Genomic DNA, 16,103 nt, shown 5'->3' on the forward strand with positions numbered 1-16,103 from the left:
ATTAATATAAGGAGGTGCCTGGGAATGAAACTTCATGAATTACAACCTGCAGAAGGTTCTCGTAAAGTACGTAACCGTGTCGGTCGTGGTATCGGTTCTGGTAACGGTAAAACTGCTGGTAAAGGTCATAAAGGACAAAACGCTCGTTCTGGCGGCGGTGTTCGTCTTGGCTTCGAAGGTGGTCAAACTCCATTATTCCGTCGTTTACCAAAACGCGGCTTCACAAACATTAACCGTAAAGAGTTTGCTATCGTGAACTTATCAACGTTAAATCGTTTTGAAGATGGTACAGAAGTAACACCTGAATTATTGCTGGAAACTGGCGTTATCAGCAAGTTAAATGATGGTGTTAAAGTTCTTGCAAGCGGAGCAGTTGAGAAAAAACTTACTGTTAAAGCTCACAAGTTCTCTTCAAGTGCTAAAGAAGCAATTGAAGCAGCTGGCGGAACAGTTGAGGTGATCTAATGTTTCGTACAATCTCCAACTTTATGCGCGTTGCTGAGATAAGACGTAAAATATTATTCACTTTAGCGATGTTAATCGTATTCAGGATTGGCACGTTTATCCCAGTGCCATTCACAAATGGAGACGTACTGAAAGCACAAGATCAGTTAAATGCATTAGGGATCCTAAACACATTTGGCGGCGGCGCTTTGAAAAACTTCTCCATCTTTGCGATGGGAATCATGCCGTATATTACAGCATCCATCATCGTGCAATTATTGCAGATGGATGTTGTTCCTAAATTTTCGGAATGGTCGAAGCAAGGCGAAATGGGCCGTCGTAAATTAACACAATTCACGCGTTACTTTACGATTGTTCTTGCGTTTATTCAGGCGTTCGGTATGTCAATTGGTTTTAACGGTATGGTAGGTGGACAGTTAATTTTGAATCCAGGTTGGAGCACTTATTTATACATTGCTACGGTACTGACTGCTGGTACTGCATTTTTAATGTGGTTAGGTGAACAGATTACAGCTAAAGGTGTGGGTAATGGTATTTCCATCCTTATCTTTGGTGGTATTGCCGCAGCTATCCCAAGTGTAATATCTCAAGTGTATTTACAACAGTTTCAAAATATCGGAGATCAACTATTCATGAGTATCGTTAAAGTCGCATTGATTTTACTGGCTGTGCTAGCGGTTGTTGTTGGAGTTATTTTCATCCAACAGGCTGTTCGAAAAATCCCAATTCAATATGCGAAGCGTGTAACAGGAAGCAATGGTAGTCATACTGGAGCACAAAACACACATTTACCTCTTAAAGTAAATAGTGCGGGTGTTATTCCAGTAATTTTTGCCGTTTCATTCTTAATTACACCTCCAACCATTGCACAGTTCTTCCCGAAACATGATGTATCGCAGTGGATTATTGCAAACTTTAACTATTCTCACCCAGTGGGAATGATTATATATGTAGCGCTCATTGTAGCTTTCACATATTTCTATGCTTTTGTTCAGGTAAATCCAGAGCAAATGTCAGAGAATCTAAACAAGCAAGGTGGATATGTTCCTGGTATTCGTCCGGGTAAGAATACAGAACAATATCTAACAAAAATCCTGTATCGTTTGACCTTTGTAGGATCTATTTTCCTAGCAGCGATTGCAATTCTACCAGTTATATTTACTAAAATTGGGAACCTTCCGCCATCTGCACAGATTGGTGGAACGAGTATGTTAATCGTTGTCGGCGTTGCTTTAGAAACAATGAAGCAGCTAGAAAGCCAACTGGTAAAACGCCATTACAAAGGGTTTATCAAGCAGTGAGTAAGTGGGAAGATGTATCTTCCCTACATGCTCATTACGAGGGGGAACTAAGATGAACTTAATTTTAATGGGGCTTCCTGGTGCTGGTAAAGGTACACAAGCCGAACAGATTGTTGCCAAGTATAATATCCCTCACATCTCAACAGGAGATATGTTTCGTGCGGCTATGAAGGCTGAAACTGAACTTGGTTTACAAGCAAAGTCCTTTATTGATAAAGGTGCGCTTGTTCCAGATGAAGTTACAATTGGAATCGTTCGTGAACGTTTAAGTCAAGAAGACTGCGCTAAAGGCTTCTTATTAGATGGTTTCCCACGAACAGTTGCACAAGCATCTGCGCTTGAAGAGATTATGAAAGATCTTGGCAAAAAAATCGACTATGTTTTAAACATTAATGTGGATTCAGGATTGCTATTAAAGCGTCTTACAGGCCGTCGCATTTGTAAAGAGTGCGGTGCGACTTACCACTTAGAATTCAATCCGCCAGCAAAAGCTGATGTGTGCGATAAATGTGGTGGCGAATTATATCAACGCTCTGATGACAATGAAGAAACTGTAGCAAATCGTTTAGATGTAAATATTAAGCAAACAAAACCTTTGCTTGATTTCTACGAGGAGCTAGGTTACTTAAAAAGCATTAATGGTGAGCAAGATATCAATAAAGTATTTGCTGATATCGATGTTCTCATCGGAGGCTTAGCGTAATGATCATTTGCAAAACTCCTCGCGAGATAGAAATTATGCGAGAAGCTGGCAAGATCGTTGCTTTAACTCATCAAGAGTTAAAAAAGCACATTGCTCCAGGAATTACAACGAAAGAGCTCGATCAAATAGCGGAAAAGACGATTCGAAAATATGGTGCTACGCCATCTTTTAAAGGATACAACGGATTTCCGGGAAGCATCTGTGCTTCTGTAAATGAAGAGCTTGTACATGGGATTCCAGGAAAGCGCAAGCTCCAAGAAGGCGATATCATCAGTATCGATATTGGTGCGAAATACAATGGGTACCATGGAGATTCTGCATGGACGTATCCAGTAGGAAACATTTCTGAATCTGTTCAAAAGCTACTTGATGTCACAGAAAAATCGTTGTATCTTGGTCTAGAACAAGTAAAACCAGGCGAGAGATTATCGAATATCTCACATGCGGTTCAAACGCATGCTGAAGATAATGGGTTCTCGATCGTTAGGGAGTATGTTGGTCACGGAATCGGGCAAGACTTACATGAGGATCCACAAATCCCGCACTATGGTCCACCAAATAAAGGTCCTAGATTAAAGCCGGGAATGGTCATCTGTGTTGAACCGATGGTGAACCAAGGAAGACGATATGTAAAAACACTATCTGATGACTGGACAGTGGTAACGGTAGATGGTAAATGGTGTGCCCATTTTGAGCACACGATTGCTCTTACAGAAGCAGGATACGAAATCCTTACCACTTTATAAGTAGCTGGCTCTCCGGTATTTCAGAACAGTGTAAAATGTTACTGATTTGAAGAAGGGAGAACTATTGAATGGCTAAAGATGATGTAATTGAAGTCGAAGGTACCGTTCTTGAAACGTTGCCAAATGCTATGTTCAAAGTAGAATTAGAGAATGGGCATGTCGTATTGGCTCACGTTTCTGGTAAAATCCGCATGAACTTCATTCGTATTTTACCAGGAGACAAAGTTACGGTAGAATTATCTCCGTACGATTTAAATCGTGGTCGTATTACGTACCGTTTTAAATAATATAGCACTCCGTAATCTTTAAGGAGGTTCGAGACATGAAAGTAAGACCGTCAGTTAAACCAATCTGCGAAAAATGTAAAGTTATTCGTAGACGTGGAAAAGTAATGGTTATTTGTGAAAACCCTAAACATAAACAAAAACAAGGTTAATCAGAAGGAGGTGCATTCGGAATGGCACGTATCGCAGGTGTAGATATTCCTCGTGACAAGCGCGTTGTTATTTCTTTAACTTACGTATTCGGCATTGGTCGCACAACTGCTGAAAAAATTCTTGCTGAAGCTGGTGTTTCTGAAGAAACACGAGTTCGTGATTTAACGGAAGACGAATTAGGACGTATCCGTGACATCGTAGACCGCGTTAAAGTTGAGGGAGACCTTCGTCGTGAAGTTTCTCTTAACATTAAACGTCTAATGGAGATCGGTTCTTACCGTGGTCTTCGTCACCGTCGTGGTTTACCAGTTCGTGGTCAAAATTCTAAAAACAATGCTCGTACGCGTAAAGGTCCACGTCGTACAGTAGCAAATAAAAAGAAATAATAAGTAAAGGAGGTTGAACTAACAATGGCACGTAAAACAAACACTCGTAAAAAACGTGTGAAAAAGAATATTGAAGCTGGTATTGCTCATATTCGTTCTACTTTCAACAACACAATCGTAACACTTACAGATACTCATGGTAACGCACTTTCTTGGTCTAGTGCTGGTGCACTTGGTTTCCGTGGATCTCGTAAGTCTACTCCATTCGCTGCACAAATGGCTGCTGAAGCAGCTTCAAAAGTAGCTATGGAGCACGGTTTAAAAACTTTAGAGGTTACTGTAAAAGGTCCTGGTGCTGGTCGTGAAGCTGCAATTCGTGCACTTCAAGCTGCAGGTCTAGAAGTAACAGCAATCAGAGATGTTACTCCAGTTCCTCATAATGGATGTCGTCCGCCAAAACGTCGTCGTGTGTAATTTTTCTGTATAGAATTTTCCCTTTTGTCTATAATGGATATGATGCATTATCGAGAAATTTCGTACAGAAACATCGCTTGTTGTGCACAATCGGGAACTGCCTAAGGGGGACTTTCGGTTAGACAGAGGTTTTTTCCTTTGTTTAGCCGAGGTTTCGACGTTTTGAAGGAGGGTTTAATTAATGATTGAAATTGAAAAACCGAAAATCGAAACGGTTGAACTTAACGAAGATGCTAAGTATGGTAAATTCGTGATTGAACCGCTTGAGCGTGGATATGGTACTACTTTGGGTAACTCCTTACGTCGTATTCTTTTATCCTCACTCCCTGGTGCCGCTGTAACTGCCATCCAAATTGATGGCGTATTACACGAATTTTCAACAGTTGAGGGCGTAGTAGAAGACGTTACAACAATGATCTTAAACTTGAAAAAATTAGCTCTTAAAATCTACTCTGAAGAAGAGAAGACGTTGGAAATCGATGTACAGGGCGAAGGTATTGTCACAGCTGCTGATATTACTCACGATAGTGATGTTGAAATCTTAAATCCAGATTTACACATTGCAACGTTAGCAAAAGATGCGCATTTCCGCGTGCGTTTAACTGCAAAGCGTGGTCGTGGGTATACGCCAGCTGATGCAAATAAAAGCGAAGATCAACCAATAGGGGTTATTCCTATTGATTCTATTTATACACCAGTATCACGTGTGACTTACCAAGTGGAAAAGACACGTGTCGGACAAGTGGCAAATTATGATAAGCTTACGCTTGATGTATGGACGGATGGAAGCATCGGGCCAAAAGAAGCTATCTCTTTAGGTGCCAAAATCTTAACTGAGCATTTAAACATTTTCGTTGGTTTAACTGATGAAGCACAAAATGCTGAGATTATGGTCGAAAAGGAAGAAGATCAAAAAGAAAAAGTTCTAGAGATGACTATTGAAGAACTTGATCTTTCTGTTCGTTCTTATAATTGCTTAAAACGTGCAGGAATTAATACTGTACAAGAGCTTGCGAACAAAACAGAAGAAGATATGATGAAAGTTCGTAACTTAGGACGTAAATCCTTAGAAGAAGTTAAGCATAAGCTTGAAGAATTAGGTTTAGGCTTACGTAAAGACGACTGAGGATTTAAAATCATCAACAAAGGAGGGAACTACGAATGGCATACAGAAAATTAGGCCGTACAAGTGCGCAACGTAAAGCTATGTTACGTGACTTAGCTACTGATTTAATTATCAACGAGCGCATCCAAACGACAGAAACTCGTGCAAAAGAACTTCGTTCTGTAGTGGAAAAAATGATCACTTTAGGTAAACGCGGAGATCTTCATGCTCGTCGTCAAGCAGCAGCTTTCATCCGTAATGAAGTTGCTAATGCTGAGACTGGTCAAGATGCACTTCAAAAATTATTCGCTGATGTAGCTCCACGCTATGCTGAGCGTCAAGGCGGATACACTCGTATTGCAAAAATTGGTCCACGTCGCGGAGACGCTGCACCAATGGTAATTATCGAGTTAGTATAATGATAATTAAAAGGGCAGGACAGTTCTTTTCAAGTAACTGGTCATGGCCCTTTTTTTTTAAATATACAAAAATAGGCTAACTTGTTGGATTCAGGAGAGAGGGTGCCTTGAATTGAAAAAAGAAAAACTTCGTACAAAAAACATATCATTTCAATATCCCGGGGCAACTTCTTATGCATTAAAAGATGTTTCAATCTCTTTAGATGAGGGAGAATGGGTATCTGTTATTGGACAAAACGGTTCAGGGAAGTCTACACTTGCAAAGTTATTAAATGGTTTATTTTTACCAGAGTCAGGAACGATTACTGTAAATGATTCAATGGTTTTATCTGAAGAAACGGTGTGGGACGTTCGAAAACAAATTGGTATGGTATTTCAAAATCCAGACAATCAATTTGTTGGTACAACAGTGCAAGATGATGTTGTATTTGGACTTGAGAATATTGGAATACCCCGGGAACAGATGGTAGAACGTATGAATCAAGCATTGCAGCTTGTTCGTATGGAAGAGTTTCTAAATGAGGAACCGCATTCTTTATCTGGTGGACAAAAGCAACGTGTTGCAATAGCAGGTGTATTAGCGCTTCAACCGTCTATTTTAATATTGGATGAAGCGACATCGATGCTAGATCCACAAGGAAGGCGTGAAGTAGTTGAAACGGTTAGACAACTTGTGGATACAAAAGGTATTACCGTATTATCGATTACACACGATCTAGAAGAAGCTGCACAATCAGACCGCATTATCATTTTAAACCAGGGAGAAGTATTAGAGGAAGGAACACCAGAACAAATTTTCAGATCCTCTCATATGCTCAGGGAAATCGGATTAGATGTACCATTCTCGATTAAAATAGCAGAATTATTAAAAAGAAATAAAATTCAACTGCAAAATACGCATCTTACAATGGAAAGCTTGGTGAACGAACTTTGGAAATTACATTCCAAAAGGTAGAGCATCGTTATCAATATAAGACTCCATTTGAAAGACGCGCGCTTTATGATGTAAACGTGTCGTTTCCAAGTGGAGGCTACTATGCCATTATCGGTCATACTGGTTCGGGCAAATCGACGATGATTCAACATTTAAATGGTTTATTGCAGCCTACAAATGGTATGGTCCAAATAGGAGAACATCAAATTTCCGCTCAAAAGAAAGAGAAGAAGTTGAAGCCGCTGCGAAAAAAAGTAGGGGTTGTCTTTCAATTTCCAGAGCATCAGTTATTTGAAGAGACAGTTGAGAAAGATATTTGTTTCGGTCCCTCAAATTTTGGTGTACCTGAAGAGAAGGCAAAGCAAAAAGCAAGAGATGCAATCGAGCTTGTTGGATTGGATCCAGAATTATTAGCACGGTCTCCCTTTGAACTAAGCGGTGGACAAATGAGACGTGTCGCGATAGCGGGTGTACTTGCGATGGAACCTGAGGTGCTTGTATTGGATGAACCTACAGCAGGACTTGATCCAAAAGGACAGCAAGAGCTTATGGAGATGTTTTATACGCTTCATAAAGAGCAGGGACTAACAGTAATACTCGTTACTCATAATATGGAGGATGCTGCTAAGTATGCGGATCAAATTGTGGTCATGCATAAAGGAACGGTCTTTTTGCAAGGAACAGCGGAGGAAGTATTCTCATATGCGGATGAATTAGAAAAAATCGGCGTGGATCTTCCGATGTCTTTAAAGTATAAACGTGCAATTGAAGAGAAGTTTGGTATTACGATTCCAAAGGCTACCTTATCTTTAGAGGATCTTACTCATGAAGTTGTACAGGTGTTACGAAAAGGTGGTCATGAATCATGCAGCAATTGATTATTGGAAGATATATTCCAGGCGGGTCACTCGTTCATCAACTTGATCCTCGTACGAAGCTGTTGATTGTCTTTTTATATGTATTTGTTGTCTTTTTAGCAAATAATGCGATTTCATATGGACTTTTATTTTTATATGCACTCATTGCTTTATTTTTTGCAAAAGTGCCGATTCGTTATGTACTTTCGGGCTTAAAACCAATTTTATGGATTTTTCTTTTTACATTTTTCCTGCATATTTTTACAAATAAAGAAGGGGATGTACTGTTCCAGCTTGGTTGGTTTTCGATACATGAAAAAGGATTAGAGCAAGGGATATATATTTCCATACGCTTTTTTGTCATTATTTTAATGACAACATTATTGACGTTAACGACAACACCTATTGAAATTACTGATGGTATGGAGACGTTGTTAAAGCCATTAAAGCGAATAAAGGTTCCTGTTCATGAAATCGCATTAATGATGTCTATTTCTCTCCGTTTTATCCCAACATTAATGGATGAGACGAGCAAAATTATGAAGGCGCAAGCATCCCGCGGCATAGACTTTGCTGATGGACCGATAAAAGATAGATTAAAGGCTGTTATTTCTTTGCTTGTACCACTCTTTATTAGTGCTTTTAAACGTGCTGAGGACTTAGCAATTGCGATGGAGGCACGTGGCTATCAAAGCGGTGAAGGCCGTACAAAATTTAGGCAGCTACGCTGGAAATTGAGCGATACGTTAACAATAGTAAGTTTACTTTGTTTAGCGTGTATTTTAGCATGGGTGCGATCGTAATGGAGAATAGAGAAATGGAAAGAATAAAATGTACAGTTGCATATGATGGCATTCATTTTTGTGGATATCAAATTCAACCACAGCATCGTACTGTTCAACAAGAAATAGAGAAAGCCCTTCAAAAACTGCATAAAGGAGAGCTTATTCGTGTTCAGGCGTCTGGGAGAACAGACTCTACGGTCCACGCAAGAGGACAGGTTATCCACTTTGATACACCTTTATCTCTTGAAGGTTGGCAGTGGATGAATGCTTTAAGTACCATGTTGCCAGATGATATTGCCATTCTGCAAGTAGAGAAAAAAACAGAGGATTTTCATGCGCGTTACGGTGTTGAGAAAAAAGAATATCGCTACCGTGTGTTATTATCTAAAAGTGCGGATGTATTCCGTAGAAACTATGTGTATCAGTATCCTTATCCATTGGATATAGAATTTATAAGAAAAGCAATTCCTCATTTTATTGGAACGCATGATTTTACTTCATTTTGTTCGGCAAAAACTGACAAAAAGGATAAAGTGCGAACAATTTATGAAATAGATTTAATTGAGCAAGGTGACGAACTGATTTTTCGCTTTGTAGGAAACGGATTTTTGTATAATATGGTGAGAATTATTGTTGGTACGCTTCTTAGCGTAGGACAAGGAAAGATTGATTCTGACAGCATTCCAGAGATTTTAAGAAAACAGGATCGTCGTTTTGCTGGGAAGATGGTGCCAGGGCACGGACTTTATTTATGGCAGGTAAACTATAACAACTAATCCTGGTGTAACATTTGCTTGACATTAGAATCTCAAAAGGATATCATAACATATGGTATTGTTTCTAAAACCACGATTAGCCCCGGAAGGAAATCGTGTTTAAGATAAACAATAGATTTTTTCTATGGAAAAGATAACGAGGAGGGAAACACATGCGTACGACTTTTATGGCAAAAGCTAACGAAGTTGAGCGTAAATGGTATGTGGTTGACGCTGAAGGTCAAACTTTAGGTCGCCTTGCTAGTGAAGTAGCATCCATTTTACGTGGTAAAAACAAACCAACATTTACACCACACGTTGACACGGGTGATCATGTAATTATTATTAACGCTGAGAAAATTCATTTAACAGGTAATAAATTAAACGATAAAATTTACTACCGTCACACTAACCACCCAGGTGGACTTAAACAAAGAACAGCTCTAGAAATGCGTACAAACTACCCTGTACAAATGTTAGAGCTTGCAATTAAAGGCATGCTTCCAAAAGGACGTTTAGGACGTCAAGTGTCTAAAAAATTAAATGTGTATGCTGGAGCTGAGCATCCACACCAAGCACAAAAACCAGAAGTTTACGAACTTCGCGGATAATTAATTAAAGGAGGGCTTACTTTGGCACAGGTACAATACTATGGTACTGGACGTCGTAAGAGTTCAGTAGCACGCGTGCGTCTAGTTCCAGGCGAAGGACGCGTTATCATTAACGGTCGTGATTTTGAAAATTATATCCCATTTGCTGCATTACGTGAAGTAGTGAAACAACCTCTAGTTGCAACAGAAACTTTAGGTAACTACGATGTACTTGTAAACGTAAATGGTGGTGGATACACTGGTCAAGCTGGTGCTATTCGTCACGGTATTTCTCGCGCTTTATTAAAAGCTGACCCAGAATACCGTCTAACATTAAAACGTGCGGGTCTATTAACTCGTGACGCACGTATGAAAGAGCGTAAAAAATACGGTCTTAAAGGCGCACGTCGTGCACCTCAGTTCTCAAAACGTTAATTTTTGCGAACTTCAAACCCCAGCCCTTCGGCTGGGGTTTTTTATTGTTCTTTACTAGGATAAGAAACGGCATTACATTCCTCGAATATTTTTCATCTTCCTATTTGCAAAAGAGGCTGAAGAACCTCAATGAATAAATTTTCAATTTACTACAACCCTATATAGCTTGGAATATTTTAGTGAGCCGTTCCTACGTATGCTTCTTCTCTAGAAGTTTAGACTAATACGTATTAGGGAGGTTTATAAGTACTATGAATGTCATTATTAGCTTACAAGAAAAACAAAAAGAAAAGCAGTTGAAATATGAACGGAGAATGCTTCGTGAATTATCATTAAACACATTACGAACGAATATTCGTGATGCTTTTGATATGAAAGAATTGCATCGTCAGTACGAGGACTATTGTATTGAATTAGGAATTGAATCGTACTTACTTGGAGCAAGATATAGTAAATTTGGCTATTATGGAGAATCATTTTTTGACGTAAAATATAGAGCTTTAGAAGAAGAACAGCAATTGACGGAAATGTTATTTCATTTTTTGACGAGTATGACTGTAAGGGAGATAGAATCAAAAGATGAAGAATTGCTGTATGAATCTTGCCAACAATTTATTAGTTCATGGTGGCGTGAAGGATACGAAAAGGGTGAAAGAAGATACCGGTTAAAGCTGCATTAAGAAACGCATAAACTTTCCTCTTGTCCCATATAAGTAATTAGAGGGACTAGCTGGAGGGGGAAAGGTATGAAGAGAATTCGAATTATCTCCTTTATGCTTGCTGCTGTTGTGTTGTTTTTCTTGGTAAAACAAGAATTTCAAATTACAAATTCGTGGCGAGCTTGGAACTTACCTTTATCAGGGAAGGTAATTGTATTAGATGCTGGGCATGGCGGACCAGATGGAGGAGCGGTTGGTGGTAAGGATATAGTGGAAAAAAACATTACGCTTGAAATTACAAAAATGGTACGAGATTATTTGCAGGAGCAAGGTGCTTTAGTTATGTTAACAAGAGAGGGAGATTATGATTTAGCTAATAAAGGTACAAAATCATATAGTAGACGCAAAGCAGAGGACTTAAAAAAGCGTGTAGAAATCGTTAATAAGCCTGATGTGGATTTTTTTGCGAGCATTCATTTAAATGCTCTGCCAAGCAGTGGATCAAAGGGGGCACAAACGTTTTACTATCGCTCTTTAATTGAAAACGAACGTGCGGCGAAATTTATACAAGCTGAATTGCGAACGAGTTTAGAAAACACGAATCGTTCAGCTAAAACAATTTCTCACGTCTACTTGCTTAAGTATGCGAAAACACCAGGTGCTTTGATTGAGGCTGGTTTTTTATCAAACGTAAATGAAAGATACATGTTAAATTCGGAAAAATATCAGCAAAAGGTGGCAGCTGCAATATACCGCGGAATACTCCGTTATTTTACGGAAAAAGGAAATCCTCCTGAATAAGGGGGATTTTTGAATTCCTCTCGTTAACGAAGTTTTCGGAAAATATGTTATACTGGAAATGTAAACGTATTTATTTTGTATGCAAATGAACAAACCCAATTCATTTAACATTACTTTATTTTTCATACAGGGGGCTGGGCTGATTATGGTAACGAAAGAGCAAGTAGTGAAAGTGCTTGAAGGGATTACTGATCCGTTTCTACATAAAACATTAAGAGAAACAAATGCAATCAAAGAGATAACGGTAAAGCCTGAGAAAGAGCATGTCAGTATTAAAATTGCAATCGTAAAAACAGGAACTGCCGAACAAATGCAATTGCAGGCAGCTATTGTTAAGCTTGTCAAAGAACTTGGAGCAGCAACAGTTGGTCTGCGCTTTGCTGAATTTACAGAGGATGAACTAGCAGAGTTTGCGCCACCGCAAGAAGAACAAAAAAATGAGTCTTTATTATCACCACATTCTAAAACCACGTTCTTAGCGGTTGCTAGTGGAAAAGGTGGAGTTGGGAAATCAACTGTTTCAGTTAACCTTGCTATTTCATTGGCGCGTTTAGGGAAAAAAGTTGGTATTATTGACGCGGATATATATGGATTCAGTGTGCCGGATATGATGGGAATAGAAAAGCGTCCAATTGTACGAGGGGATAAAATCATCCCGGTGGAGCGTCTAGGAGTAAAAGTCATATCAATGGGCTTCTTTGTAGAGGATAATGCACCAGTTATTTGGAGAGGACCTATGCTTGGAAAAATGCTAAATCATTTCTTTACGGAAGTGGAATGGGGAGATTTGGATTACTTAGTGTTAGACTTGCCACCTGGTACAGGTGATGTGGCATTAGATGTTCACTCGATGTTGCCTGCTTGTAAAGAAATTATTGTCACAACTCCTCATCCAACGGCAGCATTTGTAGCTGCTCGCGCAGGGGCGATGGCTCTGCGTACTGAACACAGCATTCTTGGGGTTGTAGAAAATATGGCATACTTTGAAAGTAGAGTAACTGGTGAAAGAGAGTATGTATTTGGAAAAGGCGGCGGAGATAAATTAGCTGAAGAGCTACAAACTGATGTATTAGGTCGGATTCCACTTCAGCAGCCAGATTGGAATAAAGATGATTTTGCACCATCTGTATACGAGGATACACATAAAACAGGTATCATTTATCGGACGATAGCAGAGCAAGTTATTGATAGAACATTAGTTAAACAATAATAAGCTCCTATTAAGATAAGAAAAATTCCCCATCCTACATGTAGTGATGGGGAATTTACTATATGGAGAGATTGATTTTATTTTTGTTCTTGTTCTTTATTTCCGTCTTGTGAGCCACCTTCTTCTTTCTTCTCAGAGCCGCCGCCTTTTTCGGCTTTTTGAACAGCTTTGCTAATGATATCAATCATTTTTGCTTGGAAGAGTGGGCTTTCGGCTGTTTCATTTAATACTTGCTGTAAATATTGACGATATTCTTTACTTTTCATGGTTTGTAGCATCATTTTTTCCACTTCAGGGTTTTTCATAATTTCTATAACACCGGCTTGGTATTCAGGGTCCTTCAATAAAGTTTTCATTAAATTTGTTTGTTCTTTGCCCATACTTTTTGCGAATTTCGCTGAAAACTCAGGGTCTTTAAATAATTTTTCCCAAAATTGTTGCCCCTTCTCGGATACCATTGCATCTTCAATTGTTTTCTTTACTACTGTTTCATCCAATATAAGTGCTTGTTTCATTTTCTCATCGGTTAATACATCTTGAATTGCTTTCTTTCCTTGATCAGTTTTTAAAATATCGACAATCATTTTCTTTGTTTGATCGTAATCTAATTCTGATTTTTCTTCTTTTCCTTGTACACATGCGACAAGTACAGTAAACAGAAGCGAAGAAACCAAAACGAGCAGCATCCGTTTCATTAGTTGGAGCTCCTTTCAACACAGTTCTCTTTTTTAATATAAATATCTTTGAAGAATTTATACATATTCATGGCTAGCTTTTTGAAATTGTCATTGATACAATTTAAGTAGAAATATATGAATAATGGGGGATGTGTTGTGAATAGCCGAAAGTGGGTACGACTCTTTTTTACGACGTTGTTTCTTGGTGGGATTAGTACAATCTGTATTGGCTTTATTTTAAAGTGGGACAAGTACGCTGAATTTTTTCAAAATTTCGACGGGAAAGAGGTTTTAGCAGTTTCTTTTTGGTTAATGGGTGTAGGGTTTATTTTTAGTGTTATAAGCCAAATGGGCTTTTTTGCATATTTAACAGTCCATCGTTTCGGTCTAGGAATGTTTCGATCTTCTTCTCTCTGGAATACAATTCAGTTATTTTTCATTGCATTTGTATTGTTTGACTTTGTGTATTTAAGGTCAGTACTTATTGCAAATGGAGATGCTTCACTGGGGAATAATATTCTTGTAGCGGGATTATTGTTTTTGTTTGGGGCAATCGTGGCTTATGTAAAGAGTAGAGAAACGAATAAGAAGGCATTTGTACCTGCTTTATTCTTTATGGTTGTGGTAACAACTCTTGAATGGGTACCAGCACTCCGAATCAATGACACGGATTGGTTATATTTAATGGTTATACCACTTTTATTGTGTAATGCATATCAGTTACTTATATTACATCGTTTAATAGGACAAAAAAGTGAATCAGCTAGCTAAGGGGAAAATAAAAAGGATACAATATCTTAGACATAAGATATTGTATCCTTTTTGTATGGGGGATTTTAGAATAATTAAGGATAAGCATTTTATTTTATATCTTCGCTGTTCGTATTTGTATTAGAAATAAGTTGTGATATGGATATTTGCTCATATCCTTCACTTTTTAATTTCTGCAGGATTAGAGGGAGAGCTTTATTGGTTTGGAGTGCTGAGTCGGAAGCGTGCAATAAAACAATATCTCCGCCACGTAGATTGTTAGCGACAGTTGATGCAATTTTATTTACACCAGGGTTCTTCCAGTCATTTGAATTGTTACTCCAATGAACAACTGTATATCCTAATGATTCTGCGACCTTAAGTGCCGTTTTATTAAATTCACCACTAGGAGGGCGTAAGAGCTTGACTTGTTTGACACCAAGCTTTGTAAATACATCTTGTGCACGTATAAGATCTCTTCGCATTTCGCTCGCTTCTAATGAAGTATAAGATGTATAGTTATAGCCCATGCTGCCAATCTCGTGGCCATCTTTCATAATGCGCTCAACAATATCGGGGTGTCTTTCAGCCCATGCAGCAGAAAGGAAGAATGTTGCATTTCGAATTTCTCTTTCCTTTAATGTATCAAGGATTGGGATCGCTTTTTTGTCCCCCCAGCTAATATCGAACGTTAACGCAACTTGTTTTTTTGCGGTATCGCCTTTGTAAATTACTTTTGGACCAGTAGCTGTTGAAAAAGTGGATTCATGAGAATATGTCTTTAAGAAAAGAAGCCAGGCTGTAAATAAGGAAAGTACAATTATTAAACTAATGTGTTTAAACGTACGCTTACTTGTTATCAAAAAGAAAAACATAATCTTCCGCCCCTTTGTCCAATCCTTTTCAGTTACTTATATGCATAAAAATTTGAAAAGAGAACAGAGGATTAACATCGTAAGAGATGGATATAATAAAAAGTACAGTTTAAATTATGGGATGCGTGCTTGTATTTTGTGTGAACAGGAAGAGACACCTGCACTTAATCGTTCAATTTCTGAAAGTTAATCATTTAGTGAGATTGAATAAAAAAAACAATAATTAAAGTTACACTTTATTCGTTCTAGGTTATGTTATTAAAAGTATTGAGAGAGTTATTGTATGTAAACAGATATGTAAGTAATTGTTGGGGTGATTATTTGATTGGGATTATGATGACAACAGAAGAACAGAAAGAAATTGAATATATATTGAAAAGAGAGTTGGATGAACTTTTGTTTGATTTTGAGGATGAGCGTATACATAATGTTGTAAAAAAGACGATGGAAGAACGATATAAAATCATTTTTTGTTTGTTTCGAAGAGTAGCGAATGCAGAAGAATGTATCCGTTATGTAAGAAAAAGAATTTTTTATTAAAAAGTGTTGACTCAATTAGTTAATATATGATAAATTAATAACCGTCGCTGATGCAGTAAAGCAAATAAGCGAAAAACAAGATGAAAAACTTAGTTGACATTGAATAACTGAGATGTTAACATAAGGGAGTCGCAAATGAGCGGCAAACGAGTTCTCTGAAAACTGAACGAAACAAACAACGTGCAACGTCAATTTTTATTTTTTATGATGCTAGACAAACTAACTTTATTGGAGAGTTTGATCCTGGCTCAGGATGAAC

General features: G+C 38.3%; 23 protein-coding genes. 21 read left to right on the plus strand and 2 right to left on the minus strand.

Annotated features, from left to right (window positions below):
• Positions 1-24: 24 nt before the first annotated feature.
• The 19 genes from rplO to AZF08_RS15615 all read left to right on the plus strand — a co-directional run bounded on the left by rplO (position 25) and on the right by AZF08_RS15615 (position 13,002).
• Complete coding sequence (gene rplO / locus AZF08_RS15525) at positions 25-465, plus strand: 50S ribosomal protein L15 (protein WP_033677163.1); 441 nt, start codon at positions 25-27, stop codon at positions 463-465.
• The gene (secY, locus tag AZF08_RS15530; protein WP_033677162.1) at positions 465-1,766 is read left to right on the plus strand and encodes a preprotein translocase subunit SecY; all 1,302 of its coding nucleotides are present in this window, start codon (positions 465-467) and stop codon (positions 1,764-1,766) included. The genes rplO and secY overlap by 1 nt, the downstream gene beginning before the upstream one ends.
• A 52-nt stretch (positions 1,767-1,818) precedes the next feature.
• Positions 1,819-2,469 (plus strand): adenylate kinase, encoded by a 651-nt coding sequence (locus AZF08_RS15535; protein WP_033677161.1) that lies wholly within the window; start codon positions 1,819-1,821, stop codon positions 2,467-2,469.
• Entirely contained in the window at positions 2,469-3,215 is a 747-nt protein-coding gene (gene map, locus AZF08_RS15540) for a type I methionyl aminopeptidase (RefSeq protein WP_033677159.1), read from the plus strand. The genes AZF08_RS15535 and map overlap by 1 nt, the downstream gene beginning before the upstream one ends.
• 68 nt (positions 3,216-3,283) lie before the next feature.
• Positions 3,284-3,502, plus strand: coding sequence for a translation initiation factor IF-1 (gene infA / locus AZF08_RS15545; protein ID WP_001029884.1), 219 nt, complete (start codon positions 3,284-3,286; stop codon positions 3,500-3,502).
• Positions 3,503-3,537: 35 nt separating this feature from the next.
• Entirely contained in the window at positions 3,538-3,651 is a 114-nt protein-coding gene (rpmJ, locus tag AZF08_RS15550; RefSeq protein ID WP_000868344.1) for a 50S ribosomal protein L36, read from the plus strand.
• A gap of 21 nt (positions 3,652-3,672) precedes the next feature.
• The gene (rpsM, locus tag AZF08_RS15555) at positions 3,673-4,038 is read left to right on the plus strand and encodes a 30S ribosomal protein S13 (protein ID WP_003194382.1); all 366 of its coding nucleotides are present in this window, start codon (positions 3,673-3,675) and stop codon (positions 4,036-4,038) included.
• A 24-nt stretch (positions 4,039-4,062) separates the two neighbouring features.
• Positions 4,063-4,452, plus strand: a complete 390-nt coding sequence (gene rpsK / locus AZF08_RS15560; protein ID WP_002009745.1) for a 30S ribosomal protein S11 — start codon at positions 4,063-4,065, stop codon at positions 4,450-4,452.
• A 181-nt stretch (positions 4,453-4,633) separates the two neighbouring features.
• Positions 4,634-5,578: a DNA-directed RNA polymerase subunit alpha gene (locus AZF08_RS15565; RefSeq protein WP_033677157.1), complete on the plus strand. Its 945-nt coding sequence runs from the start codon at positions 4,634-4,636 to the stop codon at positions 5,576-5,578.
• Between the two features lie 35 nt (positions 5,579-5,613).
• A complete protein-coding gene (gene rplQ, locus AZF08_RS15570; protein WP_000331490.1) occupies positions 5,614-5,976 on the plus strand; it encodes a 50S ribosomal protein L17 in 363 nt (120 codons plus the stop codon).
• A 112-nt stretch (positions 5,977-6,088) separates the two neighbouring features.
• A complete protein-coding gene (locus AZF08_RS15575; protein ID WP_033677156.1) occupies positions 6,089-6,931 on the plus strand; it encodes an energy-coupling factor ABC transporter ATP-binding protein in 843 nt (280 codons plus the stop codon).
• Complete coding sequence (locus AZF08_RS15580) at positions 6,907-7,788, plus strand: energy-coupling factor ABC transporter ATP-binding protein (RefSeq protein ID WP_033677155.1); 882 nt, start codon at positions 6,907-6,909, stop codon at positions 7,786-7,788. Before AZF08_RS15575 ends, AZF08_RS15580 begins: the two co-directional genes overlap by 25 nt.
• Positions 7,776-8,570 (plus strand): energy-coupling factor transporter transmembrane component T family protein, encoded by a 795-nt coding sequence (locus AZF08_RS15585; RefSeq protein WP_033677153.1) that lies wholly within the window; start codon positions 7,776-7,778, stop codon positions 8,568-8,570. Before AZF08_RS15580 ends, AZF08_RS15585 begins: the two co-directional genes overlap by 13 nt.
• Positions 8,571-8,584: 14 nt before the next feature.
• Positions 8,585-9,328, plus strand: a complete 744-nt coding sequence (gene truA, locus AZF08_RS15590; protein WP_033677230.1) for a tRNA pseudouridine(38-40) synthase TruA — start codon at positions 8,585-8,587, stop codon at positions 9,326-9,328.
• 152 nt (positions 9,329-9,480) lie between these two features.
• A complete protein-coding gene (rplM, locus tag AZF08_RS15595; protein ID WP_001260793.1) occupies positions 9,481-9,918 on the plus strand; it encodes a 50S ribosomal protein L13 in 438 nt (145 codons plus the stop codon).
• A 21-nt stretch (positions 9,919-9,939) separates the two neighbouring features.
• Entirely contained in the window at positions 9,940-10,332 is a 393-nt protein-coding gene (gene rpsI / locus AZF08_RS15600) for a 30S ribosomal protein S9 (protein WP_000079986.1), read from the plus strand.
• Between the two features lie 251 nt (positions 10,333-10,583).
• Positions 10,584-11,012 (plus strand): DUF2521 family protein, encoded by a 429-nt coding sequence (locus AZF08_RS15605; RefSeq protein WP_033677152.1) that lies wholly within the window; start codon positions 10,584-10,586, stop codon positions 11,010-11,012.
• A 66-nt stretch (positions 11,013-11,078) separates the two neighbouring features.
• Positions 11,079-11,792: an N-acetylmuramoyl-L-alanine amidase CwlD gene (cwlD, locus tag AZF08_RS15610; protein ID WP_033677151.1), complete on the plus strand. Its 714-nt coding sequence runs from the start codon at positions 11,079-11,081 to the stop codon at positions 11,790-11,792.
• A 145-nt stretch (positions 11,793-11,937) separates the two neighbouring features.
• Positions 11,938-13,002 (plus strand): Mrp/NBP35 family ATP-binding protein, encoded by a 1,065-nt coding sequence (locus AZF08_RS15615; RefSeq protein WP_033677149.1) that lies wholly within the window; start codon positions 11,938-11,940, stop codon positions 13,000-13,002.
• A 77-nt stretch (positions 13,003-13,079) separates the two neighbouring features.
• Here AZF08_RS15615 and gerD read toward each other — a convergent pair whose 3' ends face one another.
• The gene (gerD, locus tag AZF08_RS15620) at positions 13,080-13,697 is read right to left on the minus strand and encodes a spore germination lipoprotein GerD (RefSeq protein ID WP_033677148.1); all 618 of its coding nucleotides are present in this window, start codon (positions 13,695-13,697) and stop codon (positions 13,080-13,082) included.
• Positions 13,698-13,835: 138 nt separating this feature from the next.
• Here gerD and AZF08_RS15625 point away from each other — a divergent pair, with 138 nt between their 5' ends.
• The gene (locus tag AZF08_RS15625; RefSeq protein WP_033677146.1) at positions 13,836-14,450 is read left to right on the plus strand and encodes a KinB-signaling pathway activation protein; all 615 of its coding nucleotides are present in this window, start codon (positions 13,836-13,838) and stop codon (positions 14,448-14,450) included.
• Positions 14,451-14,539: 89 nt separating this feature from the next.
• Here the strand turns inward: AZF08_RS15625 and pdaB are convergent, their stop codons facing one another.
• Positions 14,540-15,304 (minus strand): polysaccharide deacetylase family sporulation protein PdaB, encoded by a 765-nt coding sequence (gene pdaB / locus AZF08_RS15630; RefSeq protein WP_033677144.1) that lies wholly within the window; start codon positions 15,302-15,304, stop codon positions 14,540-14,542.
• 321 nt (positions 15,305-15,625) lie between these two features.
• Between pdaB and AZF08_RS15635 the strand changes: the two genes are divergently transcribed.
• Positions 15,626-15,844 (plus strand): hypothetical protein, encoded by a 219-nt coding sequence (locus AZF08_RS15635; protein WP_033677142.1) that lies wholly within the window; start codon positions 15,626-15,628, stop codon positions 15,842-15,844.
• The last annotated feature ends 259 nt before the right edge of the window (positions 15,845-16,103 follow it).

This window comes from Bacillus gaemokensis, assembly GCF_001590835.1.
Lineage (GTDB): Bacteria > Bacillota > Bacilli > Bacillales > Bacillaceae_G > Bacillus_A > Bacillus_A gaemokensis.

Excerpts from the sequence above, each read along its gene's own strand:
- truA (WP_033677230.1), top strand. The coding sequence starts at position 8,585 with ATGGAAAGAATAAAATGTACAGTTGCATATGATGGCATTCATTTTTGT.
- pdaB (WP_033677144.1), bottom strand. The coding sequence starts at position 15,304 with ATGTTTTTCTTTTTGATAACAAGTAAGCGTACGTTTAAACACATTAGT.
- AZF08_RS15615 (WP_033677149.1), top strand. The coding sequence starts at position 11,938 with ATGGTAACGAAAGAGCAAGTAGTGAAAGTGCTTGAAGGGATTACTGAT.
- cwlD (WP_033677151.1), top strand. The coding sequence starts at position 11,079 with ATGAAGAGAATTCGAATTATCTCCTTTATGCTTGCTGCTGTTGTGTTG.
- rplQ (WP_000331490.1), top strand. The coding sequence starts at position 5,614 with ATGGCATACAGAAAATTAGGCCGTACAAGTGCGCAACGTAAAGCTATG.
- rplO (WP_033677163.1), top strand. The coding sequence starts at position 25 with ATGAAACTTCATGAATTACAACCTGCAGAAGGTTCTCGTAAAGTACGT.
- AZF08_RS15605 (WP_033677152.1), top strand. The coding sequence starts at position 10,584 with ATGAATGTCATTATTAGCTTACAAGAAAAACAAAAAGAAAAGCAGTTG.
- gerD (WP_033677148.1), bottom strand. The coding sequence starts at position 13,697 with ATGAAACGGATGCTGCTCGTTTTGGTTTCTTCGCTTCTGTTTACTGTA.
- AZF08_RS15565 (WP_033677157.1), top strand. The coding sequence starts at position 4,634 with ATGATTGAAATTGAAAAACCGAAAATCGAAACGGTTGAACTTAACGAA.
- AZF08_RS15585 (WP_033677153.1), top strand. The coding sequence starts at position 7,776 with ATGCAGCAATTGATTATTGGAAGATATATTCCAGGCGGGTCACTCGTT.
- rplM (WP_001260793.1), top strand. The coding sequence starts at position 9,481 with ATGCGTACGACTTTTATGGCAAAAGCTAACGAAGTTGAGCGTAAATGG.
- AZF08_RS15535 (WP_033677161.1), top strand. The coding sequence starts at position 1,819 with ATGAACTTAATTTTAATGGGGCTTCCTGGTGCTGGTAAAGGTACACAA.
- rpsM (WP_003194382.1), top strand. The coding sequence starts at position 3,673 with ATGGCACGTATCGCAGGTGTAGATATTCCTCGTGACAAGCGCGTTGTT.
- rpmJ (WP_000868344.1), top strand. The coding sequence starts at position 3,538 with ATGAAAGTAAGACCGTCAGTTAAACCAATCTGCGAAAAATGTAAAGTT.
- infA (WP_001029884.1), top strand. The coding sequence starts at position 3,284 with ATGGCTAAAGATGATGTAATTGAAGTCGAAGGTACCGTTCTTGAAACG.
- map (WP_033677159.1), top strand. The coding sequence starts at position 2,469 with ATGATCATTTGCAAAACTCCTCGCGAGATAGAAATTATGCGAGAAGCT.
- rpsK (WP_002009745.1), top strand. The coding sequence starts at position 4,063 with ATGGCACGTAAAACAAACACTCGTAAAAAACGTGTGAAAAAGAATATT.
- secY (WP_033677162.1), top strand. The coding sequence starts at position 465 with ATGTTTCGTACAATCTCCAACTTTATGCGCGTTGCTGAGATAAGACGT.